Genomic DNA, 13,092 nt, shown 5'->3' with positions numbered 1-13,092 from the left:
CGTGACCGACCCCAGTGCCACCGCTTCCGCCGTGCCCACCCCGCCCGACCCGTTCTTCACCGTCGGCACCCGGCTCGCCAACGGACTCGGACGCACCGGCACGATCCACACCCCGCACGGCGACATCCACACCCCGGCGTTCGTCGGCGTGGGCACCAAGGCGACGGTCAAGGCGGTCCTGCCCGAGGCGATGAAGGAACTCGGGGTGCAGGCCCTGCTCGCCAACGCGTACCACCTGTACCTGCAGCCCGGGTCGGACATCGTCGACGAGGCGGGCGGGCTCGGTAAGTTCATGAACTGGGACGGGCCCACCTTCACCGACAGCGGCGGATTCCAGGTGATGTCCCTCGGGGTCGGCTTCAAGAAGGTCCTGGCGATGGATGCCGTGGGCGTGCGGTCCGACGACGTCATCGCCGAAGGCAAGGAGCGGCTCGCGCACGTCGACGACGACGGGGTCACCTTCAAATCCCACCTCGACGGCTCCCGGCACCGGTTCACCCCGGAGGTGTCGATGCGCATCCAGCATCAGCTCGGCGCCGACATCATGTTCGCGTTCGACGAGCTGACCACCCTGATGAACACCCGCGGCTACCAGGAACAGTCCGTCGAACGGACTCAGGCGTGGGCGGTGCGGTGCATCGCCGAACACGAGAAGCTCACGGCGCAGCGCGCCCACCGTCCGTACCAGGCGCTGTTCGGGGTGGTGCAGGGCGCGCAGTACGAGGACCTGCGCCGGCAGGCGTGCCGCGGGCTCGAATCGATCGTCGGCGAGTCGGGCCGCGGCTTCGACGGCTACGGCATCGGCGGGGCGCTCGAGAAGCAGAACCTCGGCACCATCGTCCGCTGGTGCACCGAGGAACTGCCCGAGCACAAGCCCCGGCACCTGCTCGGCATCAGCGAGCCCGACGACATGTTCGTCGCGATCGAGCACGGCGTCGACACGTTCGACTGCGTGAACCCGTCGCGGGTGGCGCGCAACGCGGCGATCTACCACCCGGACGGGCGTTTCAACATCAACACCAGCCGGTTCCGCCGCGACTTCACCCCGATCGACGAGGACTGCGACTGCTACACCTGCCGGCACTACACGCGCGCGTACATCCACCACCTGTTCAAGGCGAAGGAGATGCTGGCGTCCACGTTGTGCACCATCCACAACGAGCGGTTCACGGTGCGCCTCGTCGACGAGATCCGCGCCGCCATCGACGGCGGGTACCTCGAGGAACACAAGGCCGAGACCCTGGGCCGGTTCTACGCGCGGCGGTGAGTCAGCGTCCGCGAACTCCACCGTCGTCCACGACGGCTGCCGCGGACGACCGGACCGGTCGCGGCGCTCACTCGGCGTAGGTCGGCTCGCGCCGCTTCACGTGCGCGATGACCGCGTAGGTGACCGGCATGACGGCGACCTCGACCAGCGTCTTCCACAGGAACCCGACCACCACGTAGTTCACGAAGTCCGCCCACGTGGTGATGCCGATGACGCCGGCGGCGATCGCACAGAAGATGAGCGTGTCGGCGAACTCGCCGACGACGGTGGAGCCGATCAGCCGCGCCCACAGGTGCTTCTCCTTGGTGACCTCCTTGATGCGCACCAGCACGTAGGAGTTGAGCAGCTGCCCGACGAGGTAGCCGGCGAGGCCGGCCAGCAGCAGCCGCGGCACCACCCCGAGGACCGCCTCGAATGCGGCCTGGTTCTCGTAGAAGTCGGCGGGCGGCAGCTGCTGGGCGATCCAGAAGCACAACGCGGCCAGCGCCACCGCACCGAAGCCGTAGTAGACCGCGCGACGGGTCGCGGCGAAGCCGTACACCTCGCTCAGGACGTCACCGACGATGTAGGCGAGCGGGAACAGGAAGAACGCGCCGTCGGTGATGATCGGCAGGACCTGCAGCGGGCCGAGCGCCCACTCGGCGTCGCCGAAGAAGGCCACGCCCTTGCTGGCAGCGACGTTGGAGATGATGAGCACCGCCGTGAACAGGGCCACCAGCCCGGGGTAGTAGCTGCGGACCACGCGGGCGAAGTGCGCATGGTCGGATTGCGGGGTCTGCACGTGCTCTGTCACCCGGCCATCCAAGCACTCGGACCGGAGGAAGGCGAAGAACGGACGAAAAGGACGCGGGCCCCGACCCGGTTGGATCGGGGCCCGCGACGTGCCGTCAGGGGGCTCCGCGACGTGCCGTCAGGGGGCTACCCGTCCGCCCGTGACGACCCGGTACGCGTATGCGTAGGCGATGGTGGTGACGGGCACCGTGACCAGCAGGCCGACGTAGCACAGCAGCGCGCCGACGAAGTTGATCGCGGACAGCACCAGCCACAGCAGGATCAGCTGCCCCACGTTGGCCGCGGCGGCGGACGCGCTCGACTTGATCGCCGTGACCGCGTCCTGCCGCTGGTCGATGACGAAATGCAGCGCCCACACGGTCAGGAAGGCGACGATGATGCCGCCGACGATGACGAGCGAGCCGAGCAGCGTGCCGACCGCGATGAGCAGGGAGACGAGCAGGATCGGACCGAGGCTGCCGACGCGGAAGAAGTCCTTCAGCGCCGGCTTGTGCCCGTCCAGCTCGTACAGGGCCCCGCGCACCGCGGCGGCCTGGACGACGAGCATGCCGATGACGAACGCGACGATCAGCACGATCATCACGACGATCCCGACGCCCGACATGCCCGTGCTGTAGCCGTAGCGGTCCGTCGTGGTCGAGGCCATCACGACGCCGAACATCAGGGCACCGAACACGAGGGCGGCCACGACGATCACACCGGCCAGGCTCAGCCAGCCGCCGACGTTCTCACTGAACTTGCGCCACCCGTAGTTCAGCGCGTCGCCGATGTTGATCTGCGCGCGGGGAGGGCCGAAGCCGGGTGGAGGCGGGTAGCCGCCGGGGGCGCCGTATCCGGGCGGCGGTCCGTACCCGGCCGGATTCCCGTACTGCGGCGGCCCGTACTGCGGGCCGGGCTGTTGCGGTGCGCCACCGTACTGGGCGCCACCGTACTGCGGAGCGCCGTACTGGGGAGCGCCGTACTGGGGAGCGCCGTACTGCGGCGGCGGGCCCTGCGGCGGGGCATAGCCGGGCGGAGGCCCGCCGTAGTTCGGTCCCTGCGGCGGGTAACCCTGGGGCGGACCGTACCCGGGCGGTGGGCCGTACGGCTGCGCGCCCGGGTACTTGTTCGGATCCTGCGGATCGGGATTGGACTCGTAGCCCCCGGTGGTCATCTTGTTCCTCTTGTTCGTAACGTGCCGCGTCGTGGAACGCCCGGGTCCGTCAGGGCGCGACGCCGCGGCCGGTGGTCACCCGGTAGGCGTAGGTGGAGGCGATGATCGTCAGCGGAATCGTGACGAGCAGACCCAGGCCGCACGGGATGGCGCCGAGGATGTTGATGCCGACCAGAGCCAGCGCCAGCAGCAGCAGCGGTCCCACGTTGGACGAGATGGCCCGGAAGCTGGACTTGATCGCGTCCACCGGCTGCTGGTTCTGGTCGATGACGAACTGCAGCGTCCACCAGGTCAGGAAGATGACGATGAAGCCGGGGATGATCAGCAGGATGAAACCGACCACGGTCATGAGCGAGACGAGCAGGCTCGCGACCACCACGGCGCCGATGTTCTCGAACTGGAAGAACGAGCCGAACGACGGACGATTGCCGTCGGTTTCGTGCAGCGCGCCGCGCACGTAGGCGGCCTGGATCAGGATGCTGACGAACACGCTGACGATCGCGCCGATGATGCTGAGCGCCGTCAGTTCGTTCGTGTCGAAGCCGCCGAAGATCACGTTGATCACGAACTGGATCAGCGCCGCCGCGACGACGAACGCGATCCAGACGCCCGCGTTCTGGCTGAACTTCTTCCAGCCGTAGCCGATCGCGTCACCCACGTTGAGCTGCGTGGGGGCGCCGAATCCGCCGTACTGGCTACCGCCCGAGGGGTAGTTGCCGGGCGGGGGCGGGTAGCTGCCGGGTGGGGGCGGGTAGCCGCCCTGAGGCGGGTAGTTGCCCGGCGGGGGCGGGTAGCCACCCTGAGGCGGGTAGTTGCCGGGCGGGGGCGGATAGTTCCCGGGCGGGGGATAGTTGCCGGGGGGTGGGTAGTTGCCGGGAGGCGGGGGGTAGCCGCCCTGCGGGGGGTTGGGTTCGCCGCCCTGGTTGTTGGGCTCTTTGCTGGGGTCGTAACCGCCGGTCGTCATCGGATCCTTCTCGGTGGGAGGGTGGAGCCAATCGCGTTGTCGACTGCGCACACTACGTCCGACGCGCCCGAATTGCACGATCACCGGAACTTCCGCGAGCCGGACGACCGGCGCGAACCGGACTACGCGGCGGTGCCGGCCGCGCGGACCCCGCAGGGCTGTCGCGCTGCACCGATACCGGTCACCAGCTGCCGTCGTACACCCACGGCTCCCGCGGGAGCCGGGCCGGATTCCATCGTTCGAGCAGCAGCTCCGGCGTGACGGGCTCGTCCTTGTCCGCCAGGTCGAGCGAGACCGCGATCCGGCTCAGGACGTCGGCCGCGGTGTGGCCCAGCGCCGCCTGGTCGGTGAGCGTGACGGCACCGTCGCGCTTGGCGAGGCGTTTGCCGTGCACGTTCAGCGCCAGCGGCACGTGCGCGTAGGTGGGTACCGGAAGCCCGAGCAGCGCCGCGAGATAGGCCTGCCGCGGTGCCGAGGTGAGCAGGTCGTCGCCGCGTACCACCTGGTCGATGCCCTGCGCCGCGTCGTCGACGACGACGGCCAGGTTGTAGGCGGGGATGCCGTCGCCGCGGCGCAGCACGAGGTCGTCGACGACACCGGTGAAGCTGCCGTGCACCACGTCCGCCACGGTGAAGGTGGCGGCGCCGGACCGCAGGCGCAGCGCGGCGGGCCGCCCCGACGCCCGTTTCGCCTCCCGTTCGGCCTCGGTGAGGTTCCGGCACGTTCCCGGATAGGCGCCCTGCGGGGCGTGCGGCGCGGACGCCGCATGCTGGATCTCGCGTCTCGTGCAGAAGCACTCGTAGGTCAGGCCCGCGCGGGTGAGGCGGGCGATCGCGGCGTCGTAGAGGGGCAGCCGCCGCGACTGGTGGACCACCTCGTCGTCCCAGTTCAGGCCCAGCGCGGCGAGGTCGGCGAGCTGACGTTCCTGCGCGCCGGGCCGGACCCGGTCCAGATCCTCGACGCGGATCAGGAACCGCCGCCCGGTGCTCCGGGCGAACAGCCACGCGAGGACCGCCGTGCGCAGGTTTCCGAGGTGCAGGTCGCCCGACGGGCTCGGGGCGAACCGGCCGGCCCCAACCCGCGCGTCCCCGGCCGAATGTGACATTTGGTCAGACTATCGAGCGTGATGTCACATTCGGTCACCTGCACGCCGGTGGGTCACGCGACGGGCCGGCCGAGCAGGACGGAGCGCTGGGCGTGCACGGTCTCGCGGATCGCCGCGACGACGGCGGCGACCTCCGGCCGGCGCAGCGTCTCCGACCGCGCCACCATCCAGTAGTTCAGCCGCGCCTCCACCTCCCCGGGGAGGATCCGCACCAGGTCGGCGTGCCGGTCGGCCATGAAGCACGGCAGCAGCCCGAGCCCGGCCGCGGCGCGGGTCGCCTCGACGTGGACGAACACGTTGGTCGAGCTCACCGACTCGTGCATGTCCGGGGCGATGCGACGGGCCAGGTCCAGGTCGTCGACCTGCAGCATCGAGTCGATGAAGTACACCAGGGGATGACGGCTCAGCTCACGCACCGTCGTCGGGGCACCGTGTTCGGCGACGTAGTCCCGCGCCGCGTACAGGCCGAGGGTGTAGTCGGCCAGCCGGTGCGCCTCGGCGCGGTGCACCTGGGGGCGTCCCACCACCACCTCGAGGTCGAGGCCGGACCGCTGCTGCGACGCGCGACGCGTGGCCGCGACGATCTCCACCGCCACGCCCGGGTGCCGTCGCCGCACCAGCGCACCGGCCGGGGCCGCGATGTAGGCGCTGAAGCCGTCGGTCGCCGAGACCCGGACGACGCCCTCGAGCCCGCGGTCCCCGTCGGGTCCGGCCAGCCCGGCGACGGCGGCCTCGATCCGCTCGGCCGCGGCGAGGGCCGAGCGGCCGAGCTCGGTGAGCTCCCATCCGCCCGACGCGCGGGCCAGCACGCGCCCGCCGAGGCTCTTCTCCAGCGCCGCGATACGACGGGCGATGGTGGTGTGGTTGACGCCGAGGTCGTCGGCGGCGGTCGTGAAGCGGCCCGTGCGGCCGACGGCCAGCAGAACCAGCAGGTCATCGGCCGACGGCGCGCTCATGTGTGCATTCTTGCAGATCTGCTCTGCGGATCGCGTCATTGTGCATGCAGATCTGTGCATCAATACTCGGCACATGCGTTCAGAAGTGTTGCCCGTCACAGTCGAACCGAGGAGGACGAACCCATGAGCGTCGAACAGGCACGGCCCGACGGCCGTACACCGGACGAGACCCCCGCCTCGGGCCTGCGCAAGGTCGTCGGCGCGTCGATGGCCGGCACCGTCGTCGAGTGGTACGAGTTCTTCCTCTACGGCACCGCCGCCACCCTGGTGTTCTCCAAGGTCTTCTTCCCCGACAACGGCAACGAGCTCGACGCCATCATCGCCGCGTTCGTCACCTACGCCGTCGGCTTCGTCGCGCGGCCCCTCGGCGGCGTCGTGTTCGGCCACTTCGGCGACAAGTTCGGCCGCAAGAAGCTGCTGCAGACCAGCCTCGTGCTCGTCGGCGTCGCCACCTTCCTCATGGGCTGTCTGCCCACTTTCGGTGCCATCGGCTACTGGGCGCCCGCGCTGCTCGTCACGCTGCGTTTCGTCCAGGGCTTCGCCGTGGGCGGCGAGTGGGGCGGCGCGGTGCTGCTCGTCGCCGAGCACAGCCCCAACCGTTCGCGCGGCTTCTGGGCGTCGTGGCCGCAGGCCGGCGTGCCGATGGGCAATCTCGTCGCCACCGTCGTCCTGCTGATCCTGACCACCACGCTGTCCGACGCGGCGTTCCTCTCGTGGGGCTGGCGTATCGCGTTCTGGCTGTCGGCCGTCATCGTGCTGGTCGGCTACTACATCCGCACCAAGGTCACCGACGCGCCGATCTTCCTCGAGGCCCAGCGTGAGGCCGAGCAGATCAAGTCCAGCTCGTACAGCGTCGTCGAGGTCGTCAAGCGATACCCGCGCGGCGTGTTCACCGCCATGGGTCTGCGCTTCGCCGAGAACGTCATGTACTACCTCGTCGTCACGTTCTCGATCACCTATCTCAAGGTGGTCGTCGGTGCGAACACCTCCACCATCCTGTGGTGGATGCTCGCCGCGCACGCCGTGCACTTCGCGATCATCCCCGTCGTCGGGCGCCTGTCCGACACCTTCGGCCGCCGCCCGGTGTACATGGTCGGTGCCGTCACCGCCGGCACGTGGGGCTTCTTCGCCTTCCCGATGATGGACAGCGGGCACAACGCCCTCGTCATGTCCGCCATCGTCATCGGACTGGTGTTCCACGCCTTCATGTACGCCGGCCAGCCCGCGATCATGGCCGAGATGTTCCCGACCCGCATGCGCTACGCGGGTGTCTCGCTCGGCTACCAGGTGACCTCCATCGTCGCCGGCTCGCTCGCGCCGATCATCGCGACCGCGCTGCTCAGCCGCTACGGCAGCGCTGTGCCCATCGCGATCTACCTGGCCGTGGCGTCCGTGGTGACGATCATCGCCGTCGTCGCCGCCCGCGAAACCAAGGGCATCAGCCTGCGCGACATCGATGCCGCGGATGCCCGCGCCGTCGGCGCCGAGAAGACGGCGGTGTCCGCATGAGTGCCCGCACCGCGCTGATCACCGGCGGCGCCGGCGGCATCGGGGCGGCGTGCGCCCGGGAACTGGGCGCCCGCGGCGTGCAGGTCACCGTCGCCGACGTCGACGAGGTCGCCGCCAAGACCCTCGCCCACGAGATCGGCGGGCAGGCGTGGGCGGTGGACCTGCTCGACACCGACCAGCTCGACGGGCTCCGGCTCGAGGTCGACATCCTCGTCAACAACGCCGGCATCCAGGTCGTCCGCCCGATCGAGGAGTTCGCCCTCACCGACTTCCGCCGGATCCAGACCCTGATGGTGGAGGTGCCCTTCCTCCTCGTGAAGGCGGCCCTGCCGCACATGTACGACCGGGCATTCGGGCGCATCGTCAACGTGTCGTCGGTGCACGGCCTGCGGGCGTCGGCCTTCAAGTCCGCGTACGTCACCGCCAAGCACGGCCTCGAGGGGCTGTCGAAGGTCACGGCCCTCGAGGGCGGTCCGCACGGCGTCACCAGCAACTGCGTCAACCCGGGCTATGTGCGAACGCCGTTGGTGGAGAAGCAGATCAGCGACCAGGCCCGGCTGCACGGCATCGACGAGGAGCGAGTGCTCGCCGACGTGCTGCTCACCGAGCCGGCGATCAAGCGGCTCGTCGAACCCGGGGAGGTGGCCTCCCTCGTCGCGTGGCTGGCCTCGGACGACGCCGGCATGGTCACCGGCGCCTCCTACACGATGGACGGCGGCTGGACCGCCCGCTGACCCACCCCCTGTGTGTGTGGCCGAATGTCACATCGCGTCGATCAGATCGAACGCGTGTGACATTCGGCCACAGGCATTTTCGAAGGCGATCAGTGGGCGTCGGCGCCGTCGAGCGACAGCTGGATCTGGGTGTGCAGCGCGTGGGTGAGGTACTCCGGCGGATACAGCTCCGGGCTGGCGACGGCGTCGAGGGCCAGGCCGTTGACCGCGGCCAGCAGGAGCGCCGCCCGGGTCTCGGGCTCCGCGGTGCCCATCCGGATCAGGACGGCGGAGACCGCGGTGCGCATCGTGAACAGCGTCGTGTGCCGGATCGTGCTCAACGACGGCGACGTCGCGGCCCGCACGGTGAACGCCGCCATCACGTGCGCCTCGGCGGTGCGCTGGTCGTCGAGCGGCAGCAGCTGGCTCAGCGCCGCGAACAGGGTGCGCGCCGGATCGATGTCGGGGTCGACGGTGCTCAGCCGCGTCAGCACCCGTTCGGCGAGCGCGCGGAACGAGTAGGCGAGCATCTCGTCCTTGGTAGGGAAGTGGTGCTGCACGGCGCCGATCGATACACCTGCATGGCTGGCCACCTCGCGCACGCTGGCGCCGTCGAGCCCGATCCGCGCCGCGACCTCGAGCAGGGCCGCGGCGAGACGCGTGGGGCTGGTGGTGGCATAGGGGCGCGCGCGCATGGATGCACCGTACCTGCGCGCATCTCCATACGTCGGTATGGGGCATCGACCCCGCACCTCGGGGCGGTGTCGGCGACCGTCGCTGCACCACCTGCGGTGCCGCGTGCGGCCGGGCGGTTCCAGGACCGCCGGCGTTCGTCAGAAGTTCTCGTCGATGCAGGCCAGGCGATCACCGGCCATGCCGGCCTCGCCGGGACCGGTCCTGGTGCGCTGCGCGTGGAGTACCACGGATGCGGCCTCACCGTCGCGGACCGCCCAGTCGACCGTCGTCGACGTCTGGGCGTTGCCGTCGCCGTCGGTGGTGATGTCGAGCCAGATCTCGTTCCGGGGGTTCGCGTAGGCCGGATCCGTCGACGGAGATTGCGGGGTGGCCGCGGGGTCCACGTTGTTCTGATAGTGCGGCCCCGCATCCGACGGTTGTGGCCCGCACGGCTGCGTGTGTACGTGCACGCCGAAGTCGCGGGTGGGCGCAAGACCGGTTGCGTTGAGCGTGACCGTCGTGCGGCCGTCTTCCTCTTCGGATTCGACGGTCACGGTCGACCCCACCGGGACGGCGGCTTCGTCGTAGGTGTAGGCGTTGTCGTCGCCACCACCTTCCCCGGGCAGCTGGAAGGCCACTCCATCCGTGCCGGGCAGGGGGGTGGGCATGCCGGTGGTCGTCGTTTCCGAAGACGCGGGAGGCGTCTCGACGGTGGCCTGGTTGTCCGTCGAGGCGTCGTCGCCGCCGCATCCGGCGGCGACGAGTGCGGTCAGGGACACGCCTGCGATCAAGGTTGTACGTCGTGTGTTCATGATTCGGCGTTACCCCCTGGTGCGCCGCGTTGAACCTCCGGCGGAGCGCTCACCCGTGGCACGGTGAGACAGGGGCACACCTGCCGGACCTGCACCGCCGCGGTCCCGCTCGGTCAGGTCCTGCTCACCCCGCTGATGATCAGGGACAGGCCCGCCCCGAGGAGCCAGACGTCCTTGGCGATCGGCGTGCCCTGCTGGGTCGGGCGGAACGATCCGCCCTCGTGCATGCCGGGCATCCGCCAGTACATCGCGAGCAGACCCGAACTGAACGCGGTCAGCGCGGCGCCGGCCACGACGGGGGAGACGACGGGCGCCAGCAGCAGGGTGCCGACGCCGATCTCAGCGGTCGACAGGGCCTGGCCGAACGTCTCCGGCCGCATCTTCCCGAGCCGGGGGAGCGCCTTGCTCGCCATGTCCTGCAGCCCTGCGGCGGCCTCGGGCGGGAGATCGCGCTTGCCCAGCCCGGAATTGAGGATGAAAGCACCGGTGGCCAGCCGGAGCGGAACGTTGCTCAGTCGCACGGGAACCTCCGGAGGATCGAATGTGACCGATTATCCCGCATTCCCCGTGACGGTGGCGGCAAACTTCCCACGGCCGTCCGGATGCAGCACGATGAAGCGGTCGGCTCACCACCGGGAGGACGCCATGCCCGAGTACGGCCGGAAGCTCCTCTTCGGCAGCTTCCTCACGCCGGCCGCCGAGAACCCTGCCGCGGTCGTCGACCTCGCGGTCGCCTCCGAACGCGCCGGCCTGGACCTGGTCACCTTCCAGGACCACCCGTACCAGGCCCGTTTCCTCGACGCCTGGACCCTGCTGACCTGGGTCGCCGCGCGGACGACGCGGGTACTCGTGGCGCCGAACGTGGCGAACCTGCCGCTGCGCGGCCCGGCGATCCTCGCGCGCAGCGCGGCCTCCCTCGACCGCCTCAGCGGCGGACGCGTGGAGCTGGGCCTCGGCGCGGGCGCCTACTGGGACGCGATCGCCGCGAACGGCGGACCGCACCGCACCACGGGCGAAGCCGTCGACGCGCTGGAGGAGGCGATCACCGTCATCCGGGAGCTGTGGGCCGACCGCCGGGGTGGCGCCCGCGTCGACGGCACCCACTACCGTCTCGCCGGCGCCAAGCGCGGCCCGGCGCCCGCCCACGACATCGGAATCTGGCTCGGCGCCTACGGTCCTCGCATGCTCGCCCTCACCGGACGCGCCGCCGACGGGTGGCTGCCCAGCGCGTTCGCCGCTTCGCCGGACCGGCTCGCCGAGATGTCGAGGAGGGTCGACGAGGCGGCTGTGGACGCCGGCCGGGACCCGCGCGAGATCCGCCGGCTCTACAACATCAGCGGCCGATTCGACGGCGGTGCGGACGGCGGGTTCCTCGCCGGGCCGCCCGCCGTGTGGGCGGAGCAGCTCGCGGAGCTGACCCTGCGCCACGGCATCAGCGGCTTCGTGCTCGGCACCGATGCCCGCCCCGACATCGAGCGATTCGCGCAGGAGGTCGCGCCGCGCGTCCGCGAACTCGTCTCGGCGGCAAGGTGATCCGGACTCAGCCGGGGAGTACCGCACGCGGCACGCCGGCGCGCAGTTGCACGTCCACCACGAAGTCGCCGTCCTCCGGCGTGTAGCGGCGCCGCGGGTCGTGGTCCTCCACCCGGAAGCTGTCGAGCGCGGGGGAGTGGGTGGTGACGGCGACCGTGCCGTCGTCGAGATCGAACTGCAGCAACCGCTGGAACGCCGTCGCGCGTCGACCGTCGACGAGGAAGTACTGATAGTCGGCGAGCATCTCGACCACGCGCCGGTCGCTGCCGGGGATCGGGCGGTCGGTCACGGTCGTCTGCCCGTCCACGTGCCCGGACAGCACCATGAACACCGACTCGTGCGGCACGACGAGCCGGTTCCAGATCTGCTGGCCCGAACTGCCGCCGATGTCGCCGAATCCGCTCATCCGTAGGCGCCCGTCCTCGTCCAGGTAGTAGTGCGCGGCGACGATCGTGTTGCGGTCCGGATGGGCGGCCAGCACCTGCTCGGCCCAGCGCATCACGTGCTCCGCCGGGTTGTAGCCGATGTAGAGGACGAGGAACCGGGCGCCGGCGATCTCGAACAGGTCGTAGTGCGCCGAGTTGTCGGTGTCGGTCACCGAGTCGCCCCACTGCGGCCGGTCCCGGAACCGCTGCGGCCCGAAGTACTCGTTGTACAGCGCGTGGTTGCGTTCGTGCTCGCCCGGCACGAGCCGGCCCGCGACGTTCCACAGGTTGTCGTGGTTGCCGGGCAGGACCCCGTAGGGCATCCCGGCCGCCTCGAGGATTCCCATCGCCTCCGACGCGACCTCGAACTCCGCGCGGGCGCGGGCGTCCGGGGCGCCCGGCCGGATCCACGACTGGATCAGGTCCCCGGTGTGCACGGTGTACGCGATCTTCCGGTCGCGGGCCTGCTGCGCCGTCCAGGTCGTCATGGCCCGGAAGGCGGCGGTGTCGTCGCGGGCGAGGTACTGGGTGTCGGTGAGGTGCTGGATAGCGAAGTCGTAGTCCGCCGGATCGGCGAACGCCTGGTCCGGTACGGCGTTGGCGTCGCGGAAACCCCGGTCGCGACGGGGCCCGTCGATCACCAGGATCTCCACGCGGCCGGCGATGCCGGTGATCCGGGCCTCGAGCACGATCGGTCCGCCGGGCGCTGCGGGCCGGGCCACGGCGCGCGGCTCGCCCCACGATCGGCCCGTGCGCACGTGCAGGGCGAGGTCGTCGAGGTTGACGCTGCGGCCCTGCCACCGGAGCGTCACCGCCTCGGTTCCGGCGGGGAATTCGAGTTCGTAACGGACATAGGGATATTCGTCGAACTTGTCGCCGACGGACACCGGGGCGCCGCTCTCGGCGACGTCGCGCGGGAGCGGTGGGTCCGCCGAGTCGGTCACGCCCGCGTACATCGTCGCAGACGTCGCCGGGACGTCGGTGGTCAGTCCCGTCGCCGGGATGCCGACGGACGTGACGGGCGCGGGCACCGACGGTGCCGCCCCGGCGGGGCCGGACAGGAGGGCGGCCACAGCCAGCAACGACACCGGAAGCCAGGAGCCCGGGGCGCGCATGCCCCGACGCTACCGCTGATCAGGCGCGACGCCACCGCCGATCAGGCGCAACGCCACCGCCGATCAGGCGCAA

13 protein-coding genes are annotated in these 13,092 nt (G+C 70.5%); 4 read left to right on the top strand and 9 right to left on the bottom strand.

What is annotated here, in order from left to right; all coding sequences use genetic code 11:
- Nucleotide 1: 1 nt before the first annotated feature.
- Complete coding sequence (gene tgt / locus A4U64_RS22805; protein WP_006946397.1) at nt 2-1,267, top strand: tRNA guanosine(34) transglycosylase Tgt; 1,266 nt, start codon at nt 2-4, stop codon at nt 1,265-1,267.
- Between the two features lie 67 nt (nt 1,268-1,334).
- Here tgt and A4U64_RS22800 read toward each other — a convergent pair whose 3' ends face one another.
- The 5 genes from A4U64_RS22800 to A4U64_RS22780 form a co-directional block, all read right to left on the bottom strand.
- The gene (locus A4U64_RS22800; RefSeq protein WP_065923165.1) at nt 1,335-2,060 is read right to left on the bottom strand and encodes a queuosine precursor transporter; all 726 of its coding nucleotides are present in this window, start codon (nt 2,058-2,060) and stop codon (nt 1,335-1,337) included.
- A gap of 117 nt (nt 2,061-2,177) precedes the next feature.
- Complete coding sequence (locus A4U64_RS22795; RefSeq protein ID WP_065923164.1) at nt 2,178-3,212, bottom strand: hypothetical protein; 1,035 nt, start codon at nt 3,210-3,212, stop codon at nt 2,178-2,180.
- Between the two features lie 49 nt (nt 3,213-3,261).
- Entirely contained in the window at nt 3,262-4,176 is a 915-nt protein-coding gene (locus A4U64_RS22790; protein ID WP_029547082.1) for a membrane protein, read from the bottom strand.
- Nucleotides 4,177-4,357: 181 nt separating this feature from the next.
- A complete protein-coding gene (gene gluQRS, locus A4U64_RS22785; RefSeq protein WP_065923163.1) occupies nt 4,358-5,281 on the bottom strand; it encodes a tRNA glutamyl-Q(34) synthetase GluQRS in 924 nt (307 codons plus the stop codon).
- Between the two features lie 53 nt (nt 5,282-5,334).
- Nucleotides 5,335-6,237 carry a LysR family transcriptional regulator gene (locus tag A4U64_RS22780; protein ID WP_006943063.1) on the bottom strand — a complete coding sequence of 301 codons (903 nt, stop codon included), beginning with the start codon at nt 6,235-6,237 and terminating at the stop codon, nt 5,335-5,337.
- 123 nt (nt 6,238-6,360) lie between these two features.
- On the opposite strand from A4U64_RS22780, the gene A4U64_RS22775 reads away from it, so the two are divergent.
- Complete coding sequence (locus A4U64_RS22775; RefSeq protein WP_006943064.1) at nt 6,361-7,746, top strand: MFS transporter; 1,386 nt, start codon at nt 6,361-6,363, stop codon at nt 7,744-7,746.
- A complete protein-coding gene (locus A4U64_RS22770) occupies nt 7,743-8,480 on the top strand; it encodes a 3-hydroxybutyrate dehydrogenase (RefSeq protein WP_065923162.1) in 738 nt (245 codons plus the stop codon). The genes A4U64_RS22775 and A4U64_RS22770 overlap by 4 nt, the downstream gene beginning before the upstream one ends.
- Nucleotides 8,481-8,569: 89 nt before the next feature.
- Here A4U64_RS22770 and A4U64_RS22765 read toward each other — a convergent pair whose 3' ends face one another.
- From A4U64_RS22765 to A4U64_RS22755, 3 genes are all read right to left on the bottom strand, one after another.
- On the bottom strand, nt 8,570-9,154 hold the full coding sequence (locus tag A4U64_RS22765) for a TetR/AcrR family transcriptional regulator (RefSeq protein WP_006943066.1): 585 nt from the start codon (nt 9,152-9,154) through the stop codon (nt 8,570-8,572).
- A 138-nt stretch (nt 9,155-9,292) separates the two neighbouring features.
- Nucleotides 9,293-9,946, bottom strand: a complete 654-nt coding sequence (locus tag A4U64_RS22760) for a superoxide dismutase family protein (RefSeq protein WP_006943067.1) — start codon at nt 9,944-9,946, stop codon at nt 9,293-9,295.
- A gap of 113 nt (nt 9,947-10,059) precedes the next feature.
- The gene (locus tag A4U64_RS22755) at nt 10,060-10,467 is read right to left on the bottom strand and encodes a hypothetical protein (protein ID WP_006943069.1); all 408 of its coding nucleotides are present in this window, start codon (nt 10,465-10,467) and stop codon (nt 10,060-10,062) included.
- A 124-nt stretch (nt 10,468-10,591) separates the two neighbouring features.
- On the opposite strand from A4U64_RS22755, the gene A4U64_RS22750 reads away from it, so the two are divergent.
- A complete protein-coding gene (locus A4U64_RS22750; protein WP_065923565.1) occupies nt 10,592-11,479 on the top strand; it encodes an LLM class flavin-dependent oxidoreductase in 888 nt (295 codons plus the stop codon).
- 7 nt (nt 11,480-11,486) lie between these two features.
- On the opposite strand, the gene A4U64_RS22745 is transcribed toward A4U64_RS22750, so the two are convergent.
- The gene (locus tag A4U64_RS22745) at nt 11,487-13,019 is read right to left on the bottom strand and encodes a metallophosphoesterase (protein ID WP_050034408.1); all 1,533 of its coding nucleotides are present in this window, start codon (nt 13,017-13,019) and stop codon (nt 11,487-11,489) included.
- Between the last annotated feature and the right edge of the window lie 73 nt (nt 13,020-13,092).

The sequence above is a fragment of the Rhodococcus sp. WB1 genome, from assembly GCF_001700945.1.
Classification (GTDB): domain Bacteria; phylum Actinomycetota; class Actinomycetes; order Mycobacteriales; family Mycobacteriaceae; genus Rhodococcus; species Rhodococcus aetherivorans.
This window is presented reverse-complemented; position numbering and strand designations above follow the sequence as displayed.

Bases quoted from the DNA above. Each gene is read 5' to 3' on its own strand.
- A4U64_RS22760 (WP_006943067.1), bottom strand. From the start codon at position 9,946: ATGAACACACGACGTACAACCTTGATCGCAGGCGTGTCCCTGACCGCA.
- A4U64_RS22765 (WP_006943066.1), bottom strand. From the start codon at position 9,154: ATGCGCGCGCGCCCCTATGCCACCACCAGCCCCACGCGTCTCGCCGCG.
- A4U64_RS22790 (WP_029547082.1), bottom strand. From the start codon at position 4,176: ATGACGACCGGCGGTTACGACCCCAGCAAAGAGCCCAACAACCAGGGC.
- A4U64_RS22745 (WP_050034408.1), bottom strand. From the start codon at position 13,019: ATGCGCGCCCCGGGCTCCTGGCTTCCGGTGTCGTTGCTGGCTGTGGCC.
- A4U64_RS22770 (WP_065923162.1), top strand. From the start codon at position 7,743: ATGAGTGCCCGCACCGCGCTGATCACCGGCGGCGCCGGCGGCATCGGG.
- A4U64_RS22775 (WP_006943064.1), top strand. From the start codon at position 6,361: ATGAGCGTCGAACAGGCACGGCCCGACGGCCGTACACCGGACGAGACC.
- A4U64_RS22750 (WP_065923565.1), top strand. From the start codon at position 10,592: ATGCCCGAGTACGGCCGGAAGCTCCTCTTCGGCAGCTTCCTCACGCCG.
- gluQRS (WP_065923163.1), bottom strand. From the start codon at position 5,281: ATGTCACATTCGGCCGGGGACGCGCGGGTTGGGGCCGGCCGGTTCGCC.
- A4U64_RS22795 (WP_065923164.1), bottom strand. From the start codon at position 3,212: ATGACCACCGGGGGCTACGAGTCCAATCCCGATCCGCAGGATCCGAAC.
- A4U64_RS22780 (WP_006943063.1), bottom strand. From the start codon at position 6,237: ATGAGCGCGCCGTCGGCCGATGACCTGCTGGTTCTGCTGGCCGTCGGC.